Origin of the sequence: Ferriphaselus sp. R-1 (assembly GCF_000746095.1) — a bacterium.
In the GTDB taxonomy this organism is placed as follows: Bacteria; Pseudomonadota; Gammaproteobacteria; order Burkholderiales; family Gallionellaceae; genus Ferriphaselus.
Genome location: NZ_JQKP01000001.1, coordinates 401,204 through 424,153 on the forward strand (window position 1 = coordinate 401,204; position 22,950 = coordinate 424,153).

General features: G+C 63.0%; 18 protein-coding genes. 13 read left to right on the forward strand and 5 right to left on the reverse strand.

Going from position 1 to position 22,950, the window contains the following annotated elements; translation table 11 throughout:
• Positions 1-33: 33 nt before the first annotated feature.
• Genes hisS through DM08_RS02220 form a run of 6 tightly spaced genes read left to right on the forward strand, consistent with a single transcriptional unit; the run spans position 34 to position 9,062 of the window.
• Entirely contained in the window at positions 34-1,305 is a 1,272-nt protein-coding gene (gene hisS / locus DM08_RS02195) for a histidine--tRNA ligase (RefSeq protein ID WP_035382939.1), read from the forward strand.
• 8 nt (positions 1,306-1,313) lie between these two features.
• Positions 1,314-1,952: a YfgM family protein gene (locus tag DM08_RS02200; RefSeq protein WP_035382940.1), complete on the forward strand. Its 639-nt coding sequence runs from the start codon at positions 1,314-1,316 to the stop codon at positions 1,950-1,952.
• A 1-nt stretch (position 1,953) separates the two neighbouring features.
• A complete protein-coding gene (gene bamB, locus DM08_RS02205) occupies positions 1,954-3,108 on the forward strand; it encodes an outer membrane protein assembly factor BamB (RefSeq protein ID WP_035382941.1) in 1,155 nt (384 codons plus the stop codon).
• 12 nt (positions 3,109-3,120) lie between these two features.
• The gene (gene der / locus DM08_RS02210; protein ID WP_035382942.1) at positions 3,121-4,521 is read left to right on the forward strand and encodes a ribosome biogenesis GTPase Der; all 1,401 of its coding nucleotides are present in this window, start codon (positions 3,121-3,123) and stop codon (positions 4,519-4,521) included.
• Positions 4,522-4,577: 56 nt separating this feature from the next.
• Positions 4,578-7,991 (forward strand): EAL domain-containing protein, encoded by a 3,414-nt coding sequence (locus tag DM08_RS12145; RefSeq protein WP_051937734.1) that lies wholly within the window; start codon positions 4,578-4,580, stop codon positions 7,989-7,991.
• 3 nt (positions 7,992-7,994) lie between these two features.
• Entirely contained in the window at positions 7,995-9,062 is a 1,068-nt protein-coding gene (locus DM08_RS02220) for a PA0069 family radical SAM protein (protein ID WP_035382943.1), read from the forward strand.
• A 15-nt stretch (positions 9,063-9,077) separates the two neighbouring features.
• Here DM08_RS02220 and ppx read toward each other — a convergent pair whose 3' ends face one another.
• A complete protein-coding gene (gene ppx, locus DM08_RS02225; protein WP_035382944.1) occupies positions 9,078-10,574 on the reverse strand; it encodes an exopolyphosphatase in 1,497 nt (498 codons plus the stop codon).
• Positions 10,575-10,766: 192 nt separating this feature from the next.
• Here ppx and DM08_RS02230 point away from each other — a divergent pair, with 192 nt between their 5' ends.
• Positions 10,767-11,381 carry a ParA family protein gene (locus DM08_RS02230; protein ID WP_035382945.1) on the forward strand — a complete coding sequence of 205 codons (615 nt, stop codon included), beginning with the start codon at positions 10,767-10,769 and terminating at the stop codon, positions 11,379-11,381.
• 31 nt (positions 11,382-11,412) lie between these two features.
• Here the strand turns inward: DM08_RS02230 and DM08_RS02235 are convergent, their stop codons facing one another.
• Positions 11,413-12,219 carry a lysophospholipid acyltransferase family protein gene (locus tag DM08_RS02235; protein ID WP_051937735.1) on the reverse strand — a complete coding sequence of 269 codons (807 nt, stop codon included), beginning with the start codon at positions 12,217-12,219 and terminating at the stop codon, positions 11,413-11,415.
• A 49-nt stretch (positions 12,220-12,268) separates the two neighbouring features.
• A complete protein-coding gene (locus DM08_RS02240) occupies positions 12,269-14,149 on the reverse strand; it encodes a GGDEF domain-containing protein (RefSeq protein WP_081908729.1) in 1,881 nt (626 codons plus the stop codon).
• Positions 14,150-14,330: 181 nt separating this feature from the next.
• Between DM08_RS02240 and ppk1 the strand changes: the two genes are divergently transcribed.
• Complete coding sequence (gene ppk1, locus DM08_RS02245) at positions 14,331-16,481, forward strand: polyphosphate kinase 1 (RefSeq protein ID WP_081908730.1); 2,151 nt, start codon at positions 14,331-14,333, stop codon at positions 16,479-16,481.
• 3 nt (positions 16,482-16,484) lie between these two features.
• Here ppk1 and DM08_RS02250 read toward each other — a convergent pair whose 3' ends face one another.
• Positions 16,485-16,868: a hypothetical protein gene (locus DM08_RS02250; protein WP_035382946.1), complete on the reverse strand. Its 384-nt coding sequence runs from the start codon at positions 16,866-16,868 to the stop codon at positions 16,485-16,487.
• A gap of 90 nt (positions 16,869-16,958) precedes the next feature.
• Between DM08_RS02250 and DM08_RS02255 the strand changes: the two genes are divergently transcribed.
• Positions 16,959-17,417 carry a SixA phosphatase family protein gene (locus DM08_RS02255; RefSeq protein ID WP_035382947.1) on the forward strand — a complete coding sequence of 153 codons (459 nt, stop codon included), beginning with the start codon at positions 16,959-16,961 and terminating at the stop codon, positions 17,415-17,417.
• A 6-nt stretch (positions 17,418-17,423) separates the two neighbouring features.
• Here the strand turns inward: DM08_RS02255 and DM08_RS02260 are convergent, their stop codons facing one another.
• Entirely contained in the window at positions 17,424-19,040 is a 1,617-nt protein-coding gene (locus DM08_RS02260) for a methyl-accepting chemotaxis protein (protein WP_035382948.1), read from the reverse strand.
• Positions 19,041-19,235: 195 nt separating this feature from the next.
• Here DM08_RS02260 and DM08_RS12150 point away from each other — a divergent pair, with 195 nt between their 5' ends.
• The 4 genes from DM08_RS12150 (at position 19,236) to sdhA (ending at position 22,937) form a co-directional block, all read left to right on the forward strand.
• On the forward strand, positions 19,236-20,336 hold the full coding sequence (locus DM08_RS12150; protein WP_051937736.1) for a porin: 1,101 nt from the start codon (positions 19,236-19,238) through the stop codon (positions 20,334-20,336).
• A 125-nt stretch (positions 20,337-20,461) separates the two neighbouring features.
• On the forward strand, positions 20,462-20,833 hold the full coding sequence (gene sdhC / locus DM08_RS02270) for a succinate dehydrogenase, cytochrome b556 subunit (protein WP_035382949.1): 372 nt from the start codon (positions 20,462-20,464) through the stop codon (positions 20,831-20,833).
• Positions 20,827-21,174, forward strand: coding sequence for a succinate dehydrogenase, hydrophobic membrane anchor protein (sdhD, locus tag DM08_RS02275; protein ID WP_035382950.1), 348 nt, complete (start codon positions 20,827-20,829; stop codon positions 21,172-21,174). Before sdhC ends, sdhD begins: the two co-directional genes overlap by 7 nt.
• Positions 21,174-22,937: a succinate dehydrogenase flavoprotein subunit gene (gene sdhA, locus DM08_RS02280; RefSeq protein ID WP_035382951.1), complete on the forward strand. Its 1,764-nt coding sequence runs from the start codon at positions 21,174-21,176 to the stop codon at positions 22,935-22,937. The genes sdhD and sdhA overlap by 1 nt, the downstream gene beginning before the upstream one ends.
• The last annotated feature ends 13 nt before the right edge of the window (positions 22,938-22,950 follow it).

Genomic DNA, 22,950 nt, shown 5'->3' on the forward strand with positions numbered 1-22,950 from the left:
TGCAAGTCGCTGTCGCGCTGACTAGTCGGTTCCATGAGCAATTCTCCTTTGCAGGCCGTGCGCGGCATGAATGACATCCTGCCGGATGAGGCGGGACTCTGGTTGTGGTTCGAAGATACGGTGCGTGACTGGCTGGAGGCCTATGGCTATCGCAACATGCGCATGCCTCTGGTCGAGCCGACCGCGCTGTTCAAACGCGCCATCGGTGAGGTCACCGACATCGTCGAAAAGGAGATGTACAGCTTCGAGGATGCGCTCAACGGCGATCATCTGACGCTGCGCCCCGAAGGCACGGCTTCCTGCGTGCGCGCCGTGCTGCAACACAACCTCCTGTACAATGCGCCGCAGCGTTTGTGGTACAGCGGGCCGATGTTCCGCCATGAGCGTCCGCAGAAAGGGCGCTACCGCCAGTTCCATCAGGTCGGCGTGGAAGCCCTGGGTTTCGCCGGGCCGGATGTGGATGCCGAGCAGATCGTGATGTGCGCGCGGCTGTGGAAGAAACTGGGCATCCGCGACGTGGCGTTGCAGCTGAACACGCTGGGCGACAGCGCCTCGCGCCAGCGTCACCGCGACAAGCTGATCGCCTATTTCGAGCAGCACAAGGACGTGCTGGACGCGGACGCGCAGCGCCGCTTGTACAGCAACCCGTTGCGCATCCTGGATACCAAGAATCCGGCGATGCAGGAGCTGGTGGCGGGCGCACCCAAGCTGATGGACGAGCTGGACTCCGATGCCATCGCCCATTTTGAGGCGGTGCAGGCCATTCTCCAACGCCACGGCATCGCCTACGAGATCAACCCACGCTTGGTGCGCGGGCTGGATTACTACAACCGCACCGTGTTCGAGTGGGTGACCACGCGACTCGGCGCGCAGGGCACCATCTGCGCCGGTGGCCGATACGACGGGCTGATCGCCCAGATCGGCGGCAAACCCGCCCCGGCCATGGGCTTCGCCATGGGCGTGGAGCGGCTGCTGGCCTTGTTGCAGGATGACGGCATGGCCAATCCGACCATGCCGCTGGACGTGTATCTGGTGCATCAGGGCGAGCAGGCGAGTGCGCTGGCGACGCTGGTGGCAGAAGAATTGCGTGACGCAGGACTGCGCGTGCTGCTGCATTGCGGTGGCGGCAGCTTCAAGTCGCAGATGAAAAAGGCGGACGGCAGCGGCGCGGCCTGTGCGGTCATCATCGGCGACGATGAGGCGGCGGCGCAGCAAGTCACGCTGAAACCGCTGCGTGGTGGTGGCGAGCAAGGCCGGGTGGCATTGGCAGACTTGCCGCAACGAATTCAACACATAGTCGAATAGGAACGAACATGGCAGCACTGGATTTGCAGGAACAGGAACAGGTCGATGCACTGAAACACTGGTGGAAGGACAACAGCAAGCGCTTGGTGATCGCGCTGCTGCTGGCCTCGCTCGGCTTCGCCGGGGTCAAGGGCTGGAACGTCTATCAGGCCAAGCAGACGGCGGAAGCAGCCAAGCTCTACGGCGAGCTGGTCAAACAACTCGGTACCGGCGATGCCAAGCGCGTGAACGACGCGGCTGCGGCGGTGGCCGAGAAGTTCGGCTCCACTCCCTTTGCTAGCCGCGCGCAACTGCTGGCGGCGCAGATCAATCTGGTGGATGCCCACGATGCGGCGCGCGCCAAGACCCAGTTGCAATGGGTGATCGAGCATGCCAAGGAAGAGGGCTTGCAGAACGTCGCCCGCCTCAAGCTGGGCGCGGCGCTGCTGGACGAGAAGAATTACGCCGAGGCGCTGAAGCTGGCGGAAGCCAAGCACGCGGAATCGTTCGACGGGCTGTATGCCGACCTCAAGGGCGACATCCTCAATGCGCAAGGCAAGGCTGCCGAGGCCAAGGCCGCGTACAAGATCGCTTACGACAAGACCGATGCCAAGAGCATGTACCGCAACCTGATCCAGATGAAGCTGGACGCGCTGGGTGGTGCGTAACATGCGCCGCGCTCTTGTCGTTGGATTGTTGTGCGGACTGGCGGGCTGCTCCGGCCTGCAGTCCACCATCAAGGACTGGACCAGCTCCGATCGTGCCAAGGACAACTTGCCTGCGACGCTGACCCCGTTCAGTGAGCGGGCGGCATTCACCGTGCGCTGGCATCAATCCGTCGGCGAGATCGGCAACAACCCGCTTACGCCAGCATTGACCGCCGATGCGGTCTACGCCGCCAATGGCAAGGGCGAGCTGTATCGTTTGGCGCGCAATGACGGCAAGCAGGCCTGGCATATCAATGCCGGTTTCGAGATCTCCGGTGGGGTGGGTGCGGGCGAAGGCTTGTTGCTGATCGGTGGCGAAAAAGGCGATCTGGCCGCTTACGGTGAGGACGGCAAGCTGCGCTGGAAGGCCAAGGTGACCAGCGAAGTGATGAGCGCCCCGCAGGTATCGGATGGCGTAGTGGTGGTGCGCACCGGCGACGGGCGCATCGCCGGGCTGGATGCGGCGGACGGCAAGCCGCTGTGGAACTACCAGCGTGCGACCCCCGCGCTGATCGTGCGCAGTCACGCCGGTGTGGCGATCCAGCGCAATCAGGTGTTCGCCGGGTTCGCAGGCGGCAAGCTGGTCGCGCTCGACCTCAAGAGCGGCTCGCTGCAGTGGGAGACGGCGGTATCGCAGCCGCGCGGCAACACCGAGCTGGAGCGCATCAGCGACGTGACCAGCACCCCGGTGGTGGATGACGAACAGGTCTGTGCCATCGCGTTCCAGGGCCGTCTGGCCTGCTTCGACATCGCTCAGGGCAACTTGCTGTGGAGCCGCGACATCGCGGGTGACAAGGGCCTCAACCTGCTGCGCAAATTCCTGTACGTGACCGACACTAACGGCGGCGTGCTGACGCTGGAGAAGAGCAGCGGCAGTACTGTCTGGAAGAACGATCAGCTCAGCTTCCGCCGCACCTCGGTGGCCACCCCGCTGGCTGGCTGGCTGGCGGTGGGCGATCTGGAGGGCTACGTCCATGCCATGAGCCGTGAGGATGGCAGTTTCGCCGCCCGGGTGAAGACCGATGGCAGCCCCATCCTGTCCGAGCCGGTCGAGTTCGACAACGGCCTGCTGGTGCAGACCCGCGCTGGCGGCGTGTATTCCCTCGCCCTACACTGATCGGAAAATCTCATGTTGCCTACCCTGGTACTGGTCGGTCGTCCCAACGTCGGCAAATCCACATTGTTCAACCGCCTCACCCGCAGCCGTGACGCGCTGGTGGCCGACCTGCCGGGCCTGACCCGAGACCGTCACTACGGGCGCGGTCGCGTCGGTTCCAAGCCTTATCTGGTGGTGGATACCGGCGGTCTGGAGCCGGTGGCCAAGGACGGCATCCTGCACGAGATGGCGCGGCAGACGCGCCAGGCGGTGGACGAAGCCGATCTGGTGCTGTTCCTGGTGGACGGGCGCGCTGGGTTGACGCCGCAGGATCGCATCATCGCGCAACAACTGCGCAAGACCGGGCGCACCGTGCTGCTGGTGGTGAACAAGGCTGAAGGCATGCAGCAGGCGCGCGTCACCGCCGAGTTCCATGAGCTGGGGCTGGGCACGCCGCTGCCGATCTCCTCCGCCCACGGCGACAACGTGGAAGAGGTCATCGAGATCGCGCTGGAAGAGTTTCCCGCGCCGGAAGAGGGCGCAGAAGACAAATCCGACCACCCCAAGATCGCCATCGTCGGTCGCCCCAACGTGGGTAAGTCCACCCTGGTCAACGCCATTCTGGGCGAAGAGCGCGTCATCGCCTTCGACCAGCCCGGCACCACGCGCGACTCGATCTACATCGACTTCGAGCGCGAGGGCAAGCAATACACCATCATCGACACGGCGGGCGTGCGCCGTCGCGGCAAGATCGACGAGGCGGTGGAGAAGTTCTCCGTCATCAAGACCTTGCAAGCCATCGAAGATGCCAATGTGGTGGTGCTGGTGGTGGATGCCGCCGACCAGATCACCGAGCAGGACGCGCACATGGCCGACTTCGTGCTGCAAGCCGGGCGCGCGCTGGTGTTGGCAGTGAACAAGTGGGATGGGCTGGACAACTACCGCCGCGACTGCGCCAAGCGCGAGATCGAGCGCAAGCTGCACTTTTTGGGTTTCGCCAAGCAGCATTTCATCTCCGCGCTGAACGGTACGGGTGTGGGAACTGTGCTGAAGTCGGTAAATGAGGCGTACAACGCTGCGATGGTCAAACTGGCCACGCCCAAGCTGACCCGCGTGTTGCAGATGGCGATCGAGAAACAGCAACCGCCGCGCAGCTCGGTGTCGCGCCCCAAGATGCGCTACGCCCACCAGGGCGGCAGCAACCCGCCGCTCATCATCGTCCACGGCAGCGGATTGGACAAAGTGCCGGACAGCTATTCCCGCTATCTGGAGCGCGTGTTCATGGAAGCCTTCAGCCTGCAAGGCACGCCGCTGCGCATCCAGTTCAACTCCAGCAAGAACCCCTTCGCCGATCGCGCCCCCAAACCGCTCACCGAAGAGGAACAACGCGCCGCCCACCGTGCCCGCATCCGTGGCCGCCGGATGTACGGCTGAGCCGCCTCCTGTGTTACCCGACTGTCGCTGGATGGAATTCTGGTAGAGTGGCAGCCATGGATAGCTTGCGGATATGGGTGGTCGTGGCGCGCCTCTTCCTCGTTCTGGGGATGTCGCTGTCGCTGGTCGCGCCTGCTTTCCCGGCACCCGTGTTACGGGTGGATGACTTCAGTCGCATGCTCCCTGCGGCTGCCTATATGGACTATCTGGAGGACCAGGCCGGCGAGTTGACCATCGCCGACGTAACCTCCGGCGCTGCGGCAAGCCGCTTCCGCTTGGCCGCCCCCGCCCGTGCCGGCGGGGGCGACATCAACTTTGGCTACTCCGGCTCGGCTTTTTGGCTGAAGCTGACACTGGAGTCCGACCGCCCCGAGCCCCAGTCCCGTTTGCTGGAGATCGCGTTCCCCACGCTGGACCGGATCGAACTCTATCGCGCCGGTGAGGCGGGTTGGTCGCGTGTGGTGATGGGCGACCGCTTGCCGTTCTCCGCACGCCCGCTGGGGCATCCCAACTTTGTCGTGCCGCTCACCCTGGCGCAGGGCCGGACCACGCTCTACATGCGGGTAAGCTCAGCCGGAACGTTGACTACGCCAATCAGGGTGTGGCGGCAAGAAGCATTCACGGCCTACGATCAGCGCCTGCATACCTTGCTGGCGTTGTATTTCGGCATGATGTTGGCGCTCTTGCTCTACAACCTGATGCTGTACGTATCGTTGCGCGACCGCAACTACCTGAACTACGTGCTGGCGGCCCTGGGCATGACCTTGGGCCAACTGGCCTTGAGTGGTCTGGGCAGCCAGTACGTGTGGCCGGATTGGCCGGATCTGGGCAATGTGGCCTTGCCGTTCGGATTCGGCGTGGCCGGCTTGTTCGGGGCGCGCTTCGTGCAGAGCTTCCTCGATACCGAGTACACCTCGCCCAGACACCACCGCCTGATGTCGGCGTTCGCCGGTCTGTTCCTGTTCATGGTGATCCTTCCCGTCTGGGTGGCCTATCAGTGGGCGGCGGTGATGGTGTCCGTGCTGGGCGTGTTGTTCCCGGCGTTCGCCATCAGCAACGCGGTGACCTGCTGGCATCGCGGCAACCGCAGTGCCTTGCTGTTCCTGCTGGCCTGGACCATGCCGCTGGTCGGTACCTTCCTGCTGGGCTTGCGCAATCTGGGCTGGGTGCCGACCAACTTCCTGTCGGTCTATGCCCTGATGATAGGTTCGGCACTGGAGATGCTGCTGCTTTCCTTCGCTCTGGCGGACCGTGTTCAGACCCTGCGGCGCGAAAAGGAGGCCGCGCAAAGTGATGCCATCTTTGCCATCGGCCATTTGCTGCGTTCGGTCATCAATGCCATTCCCGAGTACATCTTCTACAAGGATCGGAACGGTGTGTTTCTGGGCTGCAACACGGCGTTCGAGGGCTTTTTGGGGCGTAGCGAGCAGGAGATCGTCGGTCACACCGGCTTCGATCTGTTCCCCAGTGACAGGGCGGCCATCTTCCATGAGCAGGATGTCTATGTGATGACTTCCGGGGAGTCGTTGAGCCACGAGGAGTTGCTGCAACACGCCGATGGGCGGACCTTGTTCGTGGAGCAGAACAAATGGCCGTTGCGTGACCCGTCGGGCAAGGTGGTCGGGCTGGTCGGTATCGTGCGCGACAGGACAGAGCGTCAGCGGCTGGTCGAACTGGAACGGTTCCGTAACCGCATCTTCGAACTGCTGGCTTACAACAACAATCTGGCCGACATCCTGGGCGAGATCGTGGGATATATCGAGCAGGCCCACGAAGGCTTGCTCGCGTCCATCTTGCTGTTGGATGAGGACGGCAAGCGTCTGCGGCTGGGCGCAGCCTGCAGCTTGCCGGACTTCATCGAACAGGCCGTGGATGGCCTGCTGGTGGCGGAGGGCAACACGCCATGCGGTACGGCAGCGTTCCGTAACCAACGGGTGGTCACCGAGAACCTGCAGACCGATGCCGCCTGGGCGGCTTATCGGGAGATCGCGGCGCGCGCGCAGCTATGCGCATGCTGGTCCGAACCTATCCACTCTTCCAAGGGCGAGGTGCTGGGGACGTTTGCGATCTACCGGCATCAGCCGGGACTGCCCACCCCGGCTGACCTCAAACTGATCCAGCAGGCCGCCACACTGGCCAGTATCGCCATCGAACGCAAGCGGGCCGAAGACACCATCTGGCGCCAGGCCAATTACGACACGGTGACGCATCTGCCCAATCGGCGTTTGTTCCGCGACCGCCTGGAGCAGGAGATCCGTCGTGCCCAGCGTGAGCAGCGACTGCTCGCGCTGCTGTTCATCGATCTGGACCGGTTCAAGGAAGTGAACGACACACTGGGGCACGACGCAGGCGATGCCTTGCTGGTGGAGGCGGCACATCGCATCAGTGCCACCATACGCGACACCGACACGGCGGCACGCATCGGCGGCGACGAATTCACCATCATCATGCCGCAGCTGCCGGATACCCGGCGGGTGGAGGAGGTGGCGCAAAAGGTGGTGGATGCGTTGGCCATCCCGTTCAAGATCGGTGATGAGATGGTCTATCTGTCGGGCAGCATCGGCATCACCATCTATCCGGATGATGCCCGCGATCTGGAGAGTTTGCTGAAAAACGCCGATCAGGCGATGTATGTCGCCAAGGGCTGGGGGCGCAGTCGTTACAGCTTCTTCACCAGCGGCATGCAGGAGTCTGCCCAGCAGCGGCAGGTGATGATGCGTGACCTGCGCACCGCATTGGTGAACGACGAGTTCCGCATGTATTTCCAGCCCATCGTGGAAATGGATAGCGGACGCATCGTCAAGGCCGAGGCACTGATCCGTTGGCAGCACCCGCAACGCGGACTGGTCAGCCCGGTCGAGTTCATCCCGTTGGCTGAAGAGATCGGACTGATCGGCGACATCGGTGACTGGGTGTTGGGTGAGTCCCTGCGCTGGATGAAGCGCTGGCATGACGCGGGAGTGAGTTGCCGACAAGTGAGCGTGAACATGTCGCCGAACCAGTTCATCGGCGAAGCGAGCGGCGTGTGGCTGGAACAGTTACGCAATGCCGGACTGCCCGGTGAGTGCCTGATCATCGAGATCACCGAGGGCGTGTTGCTGAACGAGAGGGCGAGCGTCACCGACAAACTGACCCAGTTGCGGGCGGAGGGAGTACAGATCGCGGTGGATGATTTTGGCACCGGCTATTCAGCGCTCGCCTATCTGAAGAAGTTCGATGTGGACTTCCTCAAGATCGACCGCTCCTTCGTGCGTGACCTGGCTACCGACCCGAGCGACCTGGCCTTGTCCGAGGCCATCATCGTGATGGCTTACAAGCTCGGTCTGCGCGTCGTGGCCGAAGGCGTGGAGACTGCGGAACAAAGGGACATCCTGACCACCGCCGGGTGCGATTTCGCCCAAGGTTATCTCTATGCCAAACCCATGTCCGTAGAGGAGTTCGACACCCTGTTGGCGGGTAGTGTGCATTGAACCATGGGGCCGACGGTCCGCAAAGGGCGTGGCACGACCGCGCAGCCAGCAGGGCGCTTCGAGACGACGGCGCGTGAGGTGTGTGACGATGGCTGGTCGACGGACGACCCAGCCTTGCCGCCGCTGACCACCACCGTGATCGCCGAACAGGCCCGATCCATCATCCAGCATCACGATTCGCCAGACCTGCCCTTCCTTCAGTCGCTCAACGCCTATCGCGGCTGCGAGCATGGCTGCATCTATTGCTACGCCCGGCCCAGCCACGCTTATCTCAATCTGTCGCCGGGGCTGGATTTCGAGACGCGCTTGTTCGCCAAGCCAGACGCGGCACGCTTGTTGCGGGAGGAGTTGGCCAAGCCGGGCTACCGCTGTGCGCCCATCGCGCTGGGCAGCAACACCGACCCGTATCAGCCCATCGAACGCGAGTGGCGCATCACCCGGCAGGTGCTGGAGGTGCTGGCCGAGTGCCGCCATCCGCTCTCCATCGTCACCAAGTCGGCGCTGGTCGAGCGCGATCTCGATCTGCTGGTCGATCTGGCGCGGGACGGGCTGGTGCAGGTGTTTCTTTCCGTTACCACGCTGGATGCGGAGCTGGCGCGCACGCTGGAGCCACGTGCCAGTTCGCCGCGCCGACGCTTGCAGGCGGTGGAGCGGCTCAACGCAGCGGGCGTGCCGTGCGGGGTGTTGGTCGCGCCGGTGATACCGTTCCTCACCGATGCCGAACTGGAGCGCATCCTTGCCGCTGCCTTTGACCACGGCGCACGCACGGCGGGCTACACCTTGCTGCGCTTGCCTTACGAGCTGAAGGATTTGTTCAAGGATTGGCTGGAGACGCACTATCCGCTCAAGGCCGGGCATGTGATGAGCCGCGTGCGTGCCATGCGTGCAGGGCGCGAGAACGACAGCGACTACGGCAGCCGCTTCACCGGCGCGGGCGAGTTCGCCCGCCTGCTGGCGCAACGCTTCCGGCTGACGTGCGAACGGCTGGGGTTGAAGCGCGAGGCGGTGGCGCTGGATACCGCGCATTTCCGCCCTCCCGCTCGGGGTGGGCAGATGGGGTTGTTCGACTGAGGCGTGGCCGTCAGGTCAGCCCGGCTGGTCGGTCTGGCGCAGTTTCAGCTGGATGCCGAGCTGTGGCCATTCGGCGGTTTCGGCTTCGAGGGCGGCCAGGGTGAGCGGGTGTTGTTTCAGCCAGGATTTGCTCAGGCTCAGTTCGACGCGGCGGGTGTCGAGTTTGAACGAGCATGACGGCAGGCTGAGTTCGTTACGACTGCGGTAGAGCAGGGCGGCCAGACGCAGGGCCAGTGCCGGCCGCCACAGATCGTTTTGCTGTAACGACCCGTTCATCTTCCTGAGCGAGCCGCGATGGGCCAGCACCAGATGGCTGAGCGCCTCCTGTTCGTCCCTGGAGAAACCGGGCATGTCGGCGTTGACCAGGATGTAGGCGGCATGTTTGTGGTGGCCGCTGTGTGCGATGGACAGGCCGATCTCGTGCAGGCGAGCGGCCCAGCCCAGCATCCGGTGATGGGTGTCGTGCTGGCCGACCAGGTCGTGGGTGAGTGCCGTCAGCAACGACCCGGCCAGTCGCTCCACGCGCTGCGCCTGGGCGGGATCGACCTGATAGCGCTGCATGAAGTTGCTCACCGTGACATCGCGCACATCGTGATCGTGGAAGCGCCCGAGCAGGTCGTGCAGGATGCCGTCGCGCAGGGCGAAGCGGCTGGTGGTGAGGCGCGGGATGTCGAGCTCGGTCATGATGGCGTACATGATCGCGAAGCCGCCGGGCAGGACTTGCAGGCGGTCGGCGCGGAAGCCGAGTTTGTCCAGTTGCGATGTGTCGCCGATCTTGAGCAGATGGTTGCGCAGCGCGACCAGCCCCTCTTGCGTCAGGCTGCCGTCGGACCAGCCGTTGCGTTGCAGGATGCCGGCCAGCGTGCGGGCCGTGCCCGAGGAGCCGATGGCCTCGTGCCAGAACTCGTTGGAGTATTCGCTGACGATGCTTTGCAGCTCGTTCCTGGCGGCAAGTTCGGCGGCGAGCAGCGCCTTCTTGGTGATCTTCCCGTCCGGGAAGAAGCGCAGGGTGTAACTGACGCAGCCCATGTACAGGCTTTCGAGCTTCTCCGGCTGGGTGCCGCTGCCGATGATGAGCTCGGTTGAACCGCCGCCGATGTCCACCACTAGGCGGCGCTCCGACGAGGGCGGCAGGTTGTTGGCGACACCGAGATAGATCAGGCGAGCCTCTTCGCGTCCGGCGATGATCTCGATGGGGAAGCCCAGCGCCGCCTCGGCACGCAGCAGGAACTCGTGCGCGTTCTTGGCGACCCGCAGCGAATTGGTGCCCACCGCCCGCACCGCGCCCGGCGGCAACTGGCGCAGCCGTTCGCCGAAACGGGTCAGGCACGCCAGCGCGCGTTGCTGTGTCTCTTCGTCCAGCCGTTTGTCGGCGGTCAGGCCGGAAGCCAGTCGCACCGGCTCGCGCAGGGTGTCGAGCGGAAAGATCTGGTCGTTGATGACGCGGGCGATCTCCAGATGGAAACTGTTGGAGCCCAGGTCGATCGCGGCAAGGACGGAGTGTTTGAGCATGGTTGACCCAACGTGGAATGGCGACTGGATTTTCGAGTGCTACAGCATAGCGTAATAGTATTACAGTTTCATCTCATGGCGGGATGCACGATTGTCGCCCGAGCCATCTGGCCAAGCGAGTCGATATGCGTCATGCTTGCGCCAGCGGACGCTGCCTCGCAGCGTCGTTGATAGCAGATCGAAAGGCTCATCATGCAGACCATCCTGATCGCCAATCCCAAAGGCGGGAGCGGCAAGACTACCTTGGCAGTCAACGTGGCATCCAGTCTGGCGTTTGCCGGCGGACAGGTCACTTTGCTGGATATGGACAGACAGCGCTCGGCCCGTCTCTGGCTGGAGCGGCGCTCGCCCGAGTTGCCGGTGATCTGGCCGCTGGAGACGCGGCGCGACGAGCGGCCCGAGGCGGATTGGCTGGTGATCGATTCCGCCGCCGGTTTGCACGGCAAGAATCTGGAGCGGGCCATCAAGCTCGCCTCCAAGGTCATCGTGCCGGTCGGAACTTCCCTGTTCGACATGCAGGCCAGTCAGGATTTCCTGGATCTATTGAGAGCAGAGAAAGCCGTGCGCAAGGGCAGGTTGCAGGTGGGCGTGGTCGGCATGCGCATGTCCGCCCGCACGCGTGCGGCGGCCGCGCTGGAGGAGTTCCTGGCCGGTCTGGACCTGCCGGTGCTGGCCTGTCTGCGCGAGGCGCAGGTCTATGTGAACACGCTGGTAGAAGGCAAGAGCATCTTTGATCTGCCGTTGCATCAAACGGTGCGCGAACGGGAGCAATGGGCCTCTTTGCAGCGCTGGCTGGAGAAGCCCTGAGCTTGCGCATGCTGCCGTCACGCCGCCGCGATCAGCGCAGGTCGTAGGTGTGGGGGTGCAGCGCGCTGGGCAGCATCAGCGAGTACAGCGCCGGTTCGGTTCCGTCCCGGCACGGGTCGGATGGCTGCGGCGAGGCAGCCACGGGGTGACGCAGGGCGAGGCTGATGCTGGCATGCGCATCCCTGGCCAGGCGGCGCCGGGTCTCCCCGGCGCAGGGGAGTTCGGCCAGCCCGGTCAACGTGACGTGCAGGTCCGGACTGCGCAGGATGCGCCAAAGTGAACGTGGCAGGGTGGTTGTCCCGATGATGTCGGCGGCCCGCGACGGGCGGCCATCGCGGTCGTGATAGCGGATGGCGACAGGGCGTACCGGTACCTGGCAATCGATGGCACTTTGCAGCAGGATGGAGTGGAAATGGCCTGGCAGCTTGCCTGCGCTGGCCGCCCCCTCCGGGAACAGGATGACCGATTCTCCGCCGCGCAGTCTTGCCGTGATCTGGTCGCAGAGTCGTGCGCTGTCATCCGCTGTCGGAGGTCGGTCGCTCCAGCGCCGGGCCCCTCCGGTCAGCGGCCAGAAGCGCAACCCGTTCCCCGTGACGCAGCGCTCAGGGGCGACAGCGCTCAGGGCGATCGCATCCAGCCAGGAAGTGTGATTGGCGACGACCAGTCCGGGGCGATGGATGTCGCGCAGCATCTGCCCCTGTGTTTGCAGGCGGATGTGGAGTAACTGCAGCAGGTCGCTGCACCAGCGTTGCAGCATGCGCCGTTGCCGCGCACGGCCCAGCAGCGGGCAGAGCAAGCCCAGCGGCACTCCACCGGCCAGATGAAGCAGGACGCGCATTGCCCTGAAGAGGACGAAGCGTAGCCGGGTCTTTCCTGGGTACATATGCTCAGTCGACCGGCATTAGTACTGCGCCTTGTCTGCGCGGTTCGATGAACAGGCTGTTGCCACGGATCTGTTTGGCCATCTTCTTGGCGCGAGCGCTCGCCGCCGAGACCTCGTGGTGTGACTCGAACCGGCGCGGGTCGATATGGACGGCACCGATGGACAGCGCGGGGGAGGGATGGAAGATGATGCGGCCCTGTCTATCCTCGCTCTCGTAACCACCGCGCCATCGATGCTCGTCGCTGAGCAAGGACGAAGAAAGCTCGGCAAAGGAGCGCAGCGCATCGTTACAGCGTTTCTGCCAGTCCGGGCTGCGCATCAACAGGATGAAGTCGTCCCCGCCTATGTGGCCGAGAAAGTCCAGCTTCGGATCGCAGGCATGATGCAGGATACGTCCGGTCATCTGGATCAGTTCATCGCCCTTGCTGTAGCCGTAGACATCGTTGAAGGGTTTGAAGTTGTCGAGGTCGCAATAGCAGGCGTAGAACGGTTCGCTGTCACCCAGCAGTCGTTCGATCTGTTCGTTGATCGGGACGTTGCCCGGCAGCATCGTCAGCGGGTTGGCGTAGCGGGCGGACTCGATCTGCATCTGGGTGATGACACGCAGCAAGCTCTGGCTGGTGCCTACCCCCAGATAGCGGCCACCTTCGGTGATCAGGAAGCCATCGGCGAAATGGCGGCCCTCGGTCTCGGTCAGGAACTGGCTCAGTTCCTGCACCGGGGTGTCCTTCTCGACCAGTAGCGGGGTTTGCATCATCTGCTGACAGGGTTTCTTGCCCAGCAACTCGCGGCGGAAAGGTTGGGCGAAACAGTCGATGAACGAGTAGCGGTTGATCATCCCGACCGGCTTGCCATTCTCCACCACGGGGATGCTGTGCAGGTTGCCGGCCTCGGCGAAGCGTGCCAGAACGGTATCGTTATCGGTTTCGGGCGTGACCGGGTCGACATACGTCAGCAATTTGTGGGCGGTCACGCTGAGGTTGGACAGCACCGCGTTCTTGGGGTGTTCGGCGACGCGCGCGCGGTTGAGCACCTGGACGACTTCAGGCGGCGCGATCAGGGGCGGCGTGGGGCTGGGGCGGGCGATGAAATAGCCCTGGCCCATGGCGATGCCGATGTCGCGCAGGGTACGCAGCTCGGCCTCGGTCTCCACGCCTTCGGCGATGACCTGCGTGCCGCAACTGTCCGCGATCTGCTGGATGGATTTCAGGAACTGCAGCTTGAGCGGGTCGAGGTTCACGCCCTGCACGAAATGCATGTCGATCTTGACGAAATCGGGGCGCAGTTCCGACCACAAGCGCAGGCTGGAAAAGCCTTCGCCCAGATCGTCCATCGCGATCTGGAAGCCCATCTGGCGATAGTGCAACAGGGCGTTGCGCATCGCCTCGAAATCAAAGATGGGCTGGTTCTCGGTGATCTCGATGATGACCTGCTCAGGCGCGATGCCGAGCTTGTCCATGAACGCCAACGTCTGGCCGTTTTTGAAGCTGGGATGGGTCAGCGCATCCGGGCTGATGTTGAGGAACAGCTTGCCCGGCAGGCGTAGCTGGGCGAAGCGCTCCAGCACCACTTGGCGGCACAGCATCTCGACCTCAAGCGCCCGGCCTTGCTGTTTGGCCGCGCTGAACAGGTTGCAGGGCGAGTGCAGCGGGCTGTTGGCCGGTCCCCGGATCAGTCCCTCGAAGCCGACGAATTCACCGCTGTCCATCGCCAGAATGGGCTGGAACAAGGCCGACAGGCTGCGTTTGCTGAGTACGGCATCGAGTTCGCTCGAAGTCTCATCGTGCGGGATGCGGAACGGCAAGCCCAGAGTGTAGTGTTCGGTGCCGGAGAATTCTCCCAGGGTCCAGATCGGGGAGAGTTGCGGTTCGTTGGCATGTGACATGGGGCGGACTCCTGTGGTCTGGTGGTTCGGTTGCAGCAACGGTACGGTGGGAAGGTTAGGCTGGCTTTGTTGCGTCAAGGTGACAGGGAGATGTGTTTTTGGTTACTGTTGTGATGGCGACTGTCATCTTGTTGACATAAAAACCGCATAGACTGGCGACATGGACGAATCGAAAGCAAGTATGGGTATTGAACATGCTGTATCAGTGGTGGCGATCCCCGAGGGCGGTCGCCACCTGAAGGTCGGTGAGGACCGGGACTATCTGCCGCAGCAGCTCATCAACCGGGAGTTGGGGCTGCTGGAATTCAATCGGCGTGTGCTGTCACAAGCGGCGGATGCGCGTGTGCCCTTGCTGGAGCGCCTGAAATACCTGTGCATAGTCAGCAGCAATCTGGACGAGTTCTTCGAGATACGCGTGGCCGGCCTGAAAGAGCGGATCAAGAGCGGTAGGGGCGCGGGCGGGGAGAACGGCACGGATGCCGGTGAGGTGTTCGCGCAAGTGCGTGAGGAGGCTTACCGGATCATCATGCGCCAGTACCAGTTGCTCAATGAGGACATCTTCCCCGCACTCGCGGTGGAGGGAGTCCGCTTCCTGCGTCGCACCCACTGGAACGAGGTGCAACAGGCTTGGGTGAAGGATTTCTTTTTCCGTGAGGTGATGCCGGTGCTGACCCCGATCGGGCTGGATCCGGCGCATCCGTTCCCGCGCGTGCTCAACAAGAGCCTGAATTTTGCGGTCGAGCTGGAAGGCAAGGATGCCTTCGGGCGCAGTTCGGCCAAGGCCATCGTGCAGGCTCCGCGCATGTTGCCACGCACCATCCCGGTCCCGCCCGAAGTGGCGGGATGCCCGCACGGGTTCGTGTTCCTCTCGTCCGTCCTGCATGCCCATGTCGGTGAGTTGTTCGCGGGTATGGAAGTGCTGGGCTGCTACCAGTTCCGCGTCACCCGCAACAGCGACCTGTTCGTGGACGAGGAAGAGGTCAAGAACCTGCGCACCAGCTTGCAGGGTGAGCTGCCGCAGCGACACTACGGCGACGCGGTGCGGCTGGAAGTGGCGGACAACTGCTCGTTACAGATGGAAGCGTTCCTGTTGAGCCAATTCGGGCTGGGGGCTGAGGATTCCTATCGTGTGCACGGCCCGGTCAATCTGGTCCGCCTGATGGGCATCCCGGATCAGGTGGCTCGTCCCGACCTGAAGTTCCCGCCGTTCGTGCCCGGCATCCCCGGCGTGTTGCAGAAAAAGGGAGCGGACCTGTTCAAGGTCATCCGCAAGGGCGATGTGTTGCTGCACCATCCCTTCCAGTCGTTCAAGCCGGTGATCGATTTCATCGTTCAGGCGGCGAACGATCCCGCCGTGGTCGCCATCAAGCAGACGATCTACCGGACTGGCGCAGACTCGGCCCTGATGGAAGCGTTGATCTCCGCCGCCCAGCGTGGCAAGGAGGTGACGGTGGTGGTCGAGTTGCTGGCGCGTTTTGACGAAGAAGCCAACATCAATTGGGCCAGTCGGCTGGAAGAGGCGGGGGCGCACGTGGTGTACGGCGTGGTCGGCCACAAGACCCATGCCAAGATGCTGATGGTGGTGCGTCGTGAAGAGGGTAAGTTGCGCCGCTATGTGCATCTCGGGACGGGCAACTATCACCAGCGTACCGCCAGGCTGTACACCGACTTTGGACTGTTCACCTGCAACGAGGCGATGTGCGCCGACGTGAACGAGATGTTCGTGCAGCTCACCGGGTTGGGGCGGGCGGGCAAGCTGCATCACTTGTGGCAGTCACCGTTCACCCTGCATGCTGAGGTGCTGCGCGCCATCCGCAACGAGACCCGTCTGGCGCAGGCGGGCAAGGGCGGACACATCATCGCCAAGATGAACGCCCTGCTGGAGCCGGAGATCATCCTCGCGCTGTACGAGGCATCGCAGGCGGGAGTCAAGATCGACCTGATCGTGCGCGGCGTGTGCGCGCTGCGTCCGGGCGTGGCCGGGCTGTCCGAGAACATCCGGGTGATCTCCGTGGTTGGCCGGTTTCTGGAGCACACGCGCATCCTGTATTTCCGCAACGACCTGGCGCACGATGTCTACCTGTCCAGCGCGGACTGGATGGAACGCAATTTCTTTCGCCGCATCGAGGCCTGCTTCCCGGTACTGGACCGGAAGCTCAAAAAACGGGTGATAGGCGAAGGACTCAGGGTCTACTTGCGTGACAACACACAAGCCTGGCACATGGAAGCGGACGGCCACTACCGACTGAAGACATCACGCCGCGCGGCACCGAGGTGCGCGCAGCGCTCGTTGTTGCAAGACCTGGTCAGTCGGGCACCCCAGGTCGTATGACGCTCAGGAGGCCTTGGGTCGACCGGTCTTGACCTTCTCCAGCGCACTCATCTCGGTGTGGAGCTGGGCCTCGTCCAGCTTGCTCAACAGGCGCAGACCTGCGCGGATCAGTTCGCTCTTCTTCACGTGCAGACCCGTCTTGAGGCAGAGCTGTTTGAGCTGCGCGATCCTGGCGTAATCATCCTGCGGCAGGGTAAAGCTATCCCGGATGACCTTCATCTTGGTCGGTTTGGCCTTCTTGTCCTTCTTCGCCTCAGCTTTGGGCGGTGCGGGGACGACAGGTGCGGCTTTGCCCGCTGCGGCGGCCTTGGTGCGAGTGGTGCGGGCGGGGGCGGTTCGGGTGGCAGGCGCTTGTTTGGCGGCAGGTGGTACAGTCTTGTCAGTCATGACGCTCTCCTTCAGTGGTTGGTGTCGCGATAACAATATATACAGTATCTTCTTGCGGGTAAATTGTAATAATTCAATAGGGACAAAGAGATGGAGCTTATCCTGTGGCGTCATGCCGATGCGGAATATGGTTTGCCCGACCTGGAGCGCGCGTTGACGGCCAAGGGTCTGCGTCAGGCCCGTGGCATGGCCGAACTGCTGGCACCGCGCCTGCCCAAGACGGCGCGCATCCTGGTGAGCCCCGCCGTGCGCGCCCGCCAGACGGCGGCAGCGTTGGGGCTGCCCGTGCAGATCGAACCCGCTCTGGCACCCGATGCCACCGTCGCAGCGTTGTTGCAGGTGGCAGGCTGGCCACAGGCAGAGGGCTGCGTGGTGGTGGTTGGCCACCAGCCTACGTTGGGTCGCGCCGCTGCCCGCTTGCTCACCGGTCGTGACACCGATCTCAGTCTGCGCAAAGGCGCGGTGTGGTGGTTGAGCGGGCGTGAGCGGGAGGGCGTGGACGCGTCGGCGTTCCTGCGTTTCGCCGTGGGGCCGGAATTCTCCGAGTGAAGCGACTCAGGCGGTTTTGAATCGCCCCACCACCTCGCTCATACGCATGGCCAGTTCGTTGAGCAGCTCTGAGCGGGTGGCTGTGTGTTTGGCTGAAGTGTCGGTGATGTCGAGTAGTCCCATCAGTTGTCGCACATCGCCCGAGATGTGCTTGCTGGAGCCGGTTTGCGCGTCGATGGCTGAGTGGATGTCCTGGATCAGCGTCAGGGTCTTTTCCGAGCCGTGCCGGATCTGTTGCGCGGCCTCGTCGGCCTGGCGCGCTTCGATCACTCCCTTGTTCACTTGCTGGATGACATGATGCATCGCCGAGGTCGCTTCGGTGGAGACCGTGTGGATCTCGTTGGAGAACTGGCTGATCTCGCGTGCAGACAGGCTGGTGCGTTCGGCCAGACTGCGTACCTCGTCGGCCACGACGGCGAAGCCGCGACCGTACTCGCCCGCGCGGGCCGCCTCGATGGCAGCATTCAGCGCCAGCAGGTTGGTTTGCTCGGCCACGTTGCGGATGATGGAGACCATACTCAGGATGTTCTGGCTGGCCGAGGTGAGCTCGTGGATCTTGTCGGCAGCCTGGCCCACCACGCTGGAGGCGGCATCGATCTCGTTGACGCTGGTCTGGATCGCACCGGCGCTCTGGATGGCGATGATGCCGGAATTTTCTACCAGCAGACTGGTTTCCTTGCTGCGTTGGGCGATCATCGATATGTTATCCGCCACGTTGATCAGCGATTGCCCCATCTGTGTGGCCAGAGTATTACCCTCGGAAAATGTGTGGGCCATCATCTGGGCGGACTGCTGCAGATCCAGTGAGGCCTGGACCATTTCCACGATGCAGTTCCGTAGTTCGATGAAGCTTTTCTGTACCACATCCAGCAACTGATTGAAGGCACTGATGGTTCTGCCGATCTCGTCCTTGCCGTTGACCGGCGCGCGCCGGGTGAAATCCAGCGAGGTCGAGATCGCCTGTACGGTGTTTTCCAGTGCCTTGAGTGGAGCGACGATGCTGCGGTACAGAAAGTAGCTCACCGCTGCCAACAGCGCGATGGAGAGCAGCGTGACCAGACCGTAACCCAGCATCACCTGCTGGAAGATGTCGGCGAGGTCGGCGTTCGCCTCGGCCTGCGCCCGATCGGAGCTGATGCGCAATGCGTTCAAGGTCTGATGGATGATGTCGCCGGACGGTACGACGCTGCCGAAGGTGATGGCCGAGGCCAGCTCCTTGTTGCCCCGTCGGGAGGCTTGCACGGCTTCATCCAGCGCCGTGAAATATTCATCCGCGCTTTCCCGGACGAACTTGAACTGCTTTTGTTCCTGTGCGCCGGTGAACCGTACATCCACCGCGTCCAGACTATGCCGGAACGTCGCCTGGATGGTGCGCAGCTTCTCTTCTTGCGCATGCATCAGCTCGGGGTTTTGCTCATTGATGTGCGCCAATAGCACCGGCAGCACATCCTTGAACTCGGCGGACAGGTCGTGCAGCGCGATGACCGAGGGATAGGAATGCTCCGTCAGCCGGGTGACATTCTTCTCGATATGCGTGAACAGGAACAGGTTGATGCCGCCGACCATGAGGATGGTCATCACGGCGGTCAGTAGCAACAGCACTAGGCGTTTGGCAATGGACATGACACGGGACTCCAGGTAATGGTTTATCCCATTATGTGGTCCGCTTGTTGCAGGACGATGAAGCCTTGTGGTGCCCTGATAACTCGAATTTTTCTGTAAAGAATAATTCATCAGGGCGTAACACTGTCTGGCTACGATGCGCGCCGTCGCATAGGGCGGCTCACAACACCAATGATAGAACTAAGGAGAGATTCCATGATGTACAAGAAACTGATCGCACTGGCTGTGACGGCTGCCGTGTCTGCACCCGCGCTGGCTGACAGCAACGTGACTGTCTACGGCCTGGCCCACGTGTCGGTCGATTCGGTCAAGCAAGGTGCAGGCGTCGATGCGCTGAAGGTGTCCAGCAATGTGTCCAAGTTGGGTTTCAAAGGTAGCGAGGATATCGGCGACGGTCTGAGCGCCATCTGGCAGATCGAGCAACAGATCAACATCGACAACTCGACCGCCAACGTCAGCACCCTCGCCACCCGCAACTCCTTTGCCGGCTTGAAGAGCGGCGCAGGCACCGTGTTGCTGGGCCGTCACGACACGCCTTACAAGATCGCCACCCGCAGGCTGGACGTGTTCGGCGACTACTTGGCCGATAACCGCACCCTGATGGGCGGTGTGGCTGGCAAGAGCGTCGGCTCTTCCTTCGATGGTCGTCCGACCGATGTGCTGGCCTATATCACGCCTGATCTGGGCGGCTTCACGGGCGCGATCGCCTATGTCGCTGGCGCAGAAGGACAGACTCTGGCCGCCGACAAGAAAGGCTCCGCCATCTCGGTCGCCGGTATGTTCAACATGGCTGACTTCTACGGCAGCTTGGCCTACGAAGAGCACACCTTCGGTACGGCTGGCACCGGCACCATCGCTGGCGCAGCGGCACTGGCTGGTTTGAAGGAGTCTTCTGCCAAGCTGGGTCTGGGTTACAAGATCGCGGATGCATTGGATTTGGGCGTCGCCTATGAAAAGAGCACCGACAATTTCGGCGCGGCGAATGCCAATAAGTACGGTCACAACGCGGCTTACGTGTCGGCCAAGTATGCGTTCGGCGCACACGCGCTGAAGCTGGCTTACACCAAGGCTGGCGCAACCGCTACGGCCAACACCGGTGCGACCCAAATCTCCGCTGCTTACGAGAACAGCCTGAGCAAACGTACCTCGGTGTATGCCCTGTACACTCAGCTGAACAACGGTTCGGCAGCCAACTACAACTTCGCGACTGCTGGCTCCACCGCAGGTGGTGTTGCCACGACCGGGCTGGGCAAGAACCTGTCTGCGATCTCGTTGGGCATGAAGCACTCCTTCTAAGTCAGTGCGGTAAGTGTCATCTGAAAGCGGGCAACGCAAGTTGCCCGCTTTTTTATGCGGCACGCAAAACAGCACCTGCGCACGGGTGTAAGATGGCGGCCATCGTGCTTTTCTGATCTTCTGCAATGCCCAGCCGACCCAAACATCTCGACCTGTTTTCGATCAAACTACCCCTGCCGGGGTTCGTCTCCATCCTGCACCGCGTCAGCGGTGCCTTGCTGTTCCTGGCATTGCCGCTGCTGCTGTGGCTGTTGCAGCAAAGCCTGCGTTCGATCGAGACGTATACGCGCGTCAGCGAACTGCTGCAGTCCGGGCTGCTCAGGCTGGTGTTGCTGGGTTTACTTTGGGGATTCCTGCATCACCTGTGTGCAGGCATCCGTTATCTGTTGATCGATGCGCACCTGGTCTCCGGCTTGGCGCAGGCACGCTCTTCGAGCTGGCTGGTGCTGGCCGTCAGCCTGTCATTGACTGCGTTGTTTGGAGTGAGGCTATGGTGAACCGGATGGTGACCGGCGCGCATTACGGTCTGCGCGATTGGCTGGCCCAGCGCGTGACCGCTGTGGCGATCGCCGCCTACAGTATCTTCGTCGGGGCTTGGCTGCTGCTCCATCCGCAACCCGGCTACGACGGCTGGACCGGGCTGTTCTCCAGCAACGTGATGCGTACGTTTTCGCTGCTGTTCCTGCTGGCGGTGTTCTACCACGCCTGGATAGGCGTGCGCGACATCGTGATGGACTACGTCAAACCAGCTTTCATTCGGCTGGCGATCCACGTCGTGGTCATCCTGCTGTTGGTGTTGTACACCCTTTGGTCGGTGCAAATTCTCTGGGGCATGTGATGGCGGTCAACAAACGAACCTTTGATGTGGTGGTGGTGGGCGCGGGTGGCGCGGGGATGCGCGCGGCGCTCACGCTGGCGGAATCCGGCCTCAAGGTGGCGGTGCTGTCCAAGGTGTTCCCGACGCGCTCGCACACCGTGGCGGCGCAGGGCGGCATCGCGGCCGCGCTGGGCAACGTCAAGGAAGACAACTGGCTGTGGCATATGTACGACACGGTCAAGGGCTCCGACTATCTGGGCGACCAGGATGCCATCGAGTTCATGTGCCGTGCCGCGCCCGAGGTGGTGTATGAACTGGAGCACTTCGGCATGCCCTTCGACCGGCTCGACAGCGGCAAGATCTACCAGCGCCCGTTCGGCGGCCACATGCAGGCCTTCGGGCGCGAGTCGGTGCCGCGCGCCTGCGCCGCCGCCGACCGTACCGGCCATGCGCTGCTGCACACGCTGTACCAGCGCAACGTGCGCGCCAACACCCATTTCTTCGTCGAATGGATGGCGCTCGATCTGGTGCGCGACGAGCACGGCGACGTGCTTGGTGTCACCGCACTGGAGATCGAGACCGGCGAAGTCACGCTGTTCCACGCCCGCGCCACCTTGCTCGCCACCGGTGGGGCAGGGCGCATCTTCGCTTCCAGCACCAATGCCTACATCAACACCGGCGACGGCCTCGGTATGGCGGCGCGTGCGGGCATCCCCTTGCAGGACATGGAGTTTTTCCAGTTCCACCCCACCGGTGTGTACGGCGCGGGCGTGCTGATCTCGGAGGGCGTGCGCGGCGAGGGTGGCTACCTCGTCAACAAAGACGGCGAGCGCTTCATGCCGCGCTATGCGCCGACCGCGCAGGACCTGGCCAGCCGCGACGTGGTGTCGCGCGCCATCGCCACCGAAATCAAGGAAGGGCGCGGCTGCGGCCCGCGCGCCGACCATGTACTGCTGAAAGTTGATCATGTCGGTGACGAGGTGATCCGTCATCGCCTCCCCGGCATCCGCGAGATTTCGCTCACGTTCGCTCACGTCGACCCGGCCAAAGCGCCTATCCCCGTCGTGCCCACCGCGCATTACATGATGGGCGGCATTCCCACCAACCTGCACGGCCAGGTGGTCGCGCCCTACGGCACTGCGCCGGAAGAGGTGGTGCAAGGCCTGTACGCCATCGGCGAATGCGCCTGTGTCTCGGTGCATGGCGCGAACCGGCTGGGCTGCAACTCCTTGCTCGATCTCATCGTGTTTGGCCGCGAAGCGGCGCGCCAGATCGTCGAGGACTTGCAGCGCAACCCGCATCCCAAACGCTTGCCGGACGGCGCAGCCGACCCGGCACTGGCACGTCTGGCGCGACTGGAGAGCCAGCAGCATGGCGAGCGCGTGGCCGAGGTCGGCGCGGCGATGCGCGAGGTGATGCAGACCCATTGCGGCGTGTTCCGCTTCCCCGAGCTGCTGGCCGAAGGCGTGGACAAGATACGGGAAGTGGCGGAGCGCGCGCGCCAAACCGCTATCGGTGACAAGAGCCGGGTGTTCAACACCGCGCGCATCGAGGCCTTGGAGTTGGATAACCTGATCGAGGTGGCGCAAGCGACCATGGTTTCGGCTGCGGCCCGTACCGAGAGTCGTGGCGCGCACGCCCGTGCCGACTTCCCGCAGCGCGACGATGACCATTGGTTGCGCCATTCGCTCTATTTCAGCGCCGATCAGCGCCTGGATTACAAGCCCGTGCGGCTGAAGCCACTGACGGTCGACTCCTTTCCGCCCAAGGCCCGGGTGTATTGAGGGCCGGGCTAAA

Coding starts and splice junctions, on each gene's coding strand:
- hisS (WP_035382939.1), top strand. CDS start 34: ATGAGCAATTCTCCTTTGCAGGCCGTGCGCGGCATGAATGACATCCTG.
- DM08_RS02200 (WP_035382940.1), top strand. CDS start 1,314: ATGGCAGCACTGGATTTGCAGGAACAGGAACAGGTCGATGCACTGAAA.
- bamB (WP_035382941.1), top strand. CDS start 1,954: ATGCGCCGCGCTCTTGTCGTTGGATTGTTGTGCGGACTGGCGGGCTGC.
- der (WP_035382942.1), top strand. CDS start 3,121: ATGTTGCCTACCCTGGTACTGGTCGGTCGTCCCAACGTCGGCAAATCC.
- DM08_RS12145 (WP_051937734.1), top strand. CDS start 4,578: ATGGATAGCTTGCGGATATGGGTGGTCGTGGCGCGCCTCTTCCTCGTT.
- DM08_RS02220 (WP_035382943.1), top strand. CDS start 7,995: ATGGGGCCGACGGTCCGCAAAGGGCGTGGCACGACCGCGCAGCCAGCA.
- ppx (WP_035382944.1), bottom strand. CDS start 10,574: ATGCTCAAACACTCCGTCCTTGCCGCGATCGACCTGGGCTCCAACAGT.
- DM08_RS02230 (WP_035382945.1), top strand. CDS start 10,767: ATGCAGACCATCCTGATCGCCAATCCCAAAGGCGGGAGCGGCAAGACT.
- DM08_RS02235 (WP_051937735.1), bottom strand. CDS start 12,219: ATGCGCGTCCTGCTTCATCTGGCCGGTGGAGTGCCGCTGGGCTTGCTC.
- DM08_RS02240 (WP_081908729.1), bottom strand. CDS start 14,149: ATGTCACATGCCAACGAACCGCAACTCTCCCCGATCTGGACCCTGGGA.
- ppk1 (WP_081908730.1), top strand. CDS start 14,331: ATGGGTATTGAACATGCTGTATCAGTGGTGGCGATCCCCGAGGGCGGT.
- DM08_RS02250 (WP_035382946.1), bottom strand. CDS start 16,868: ATGACTGACAAGACTGTACCACCTGCCGCCAAACAAGCGCCTGCCACC.
- DM08_RS02255 (WP_035382947.1), top strand. CDS start 16,959: ATGGAGCTTATCCTGTGGCGTCATGCCGATGCGGAATATGGTTTGCCC.
- DM08_RS02260 (WP_035382948.1), bottom strand. CDS start 19,040: ATGTCCATTGCCAAACGCCTAGTGCTGTTGCTACTGACCGCCGTGATG.
- DM08_RS12150 (WP_051937736.1), top strand. CDS start 19,236: ATGATGTACAAGAAACTGATCGCACTGGCTGTGACGGCTGCCGTGTCT.
- sdhC (WP_035382949.1), top strand. CDS start 20,462: ATGCCCAGCCGACCCAAACATCTCGACCTGTTTTCGATCAAACTACCC.
- sdhD (WP_035382950.1), top strand. CDS start 20,827: ATGGTGAACCGGATGGTGACCGGCGCGCATTACGGTCTGCGCGATTGG.
- sdhA (WP_035382951.1), top strand. CDS start 21,174: ATGGCGGTCAACAAACGAACCTTTGATGTGGTGGTGGTGGGCGCGGGT.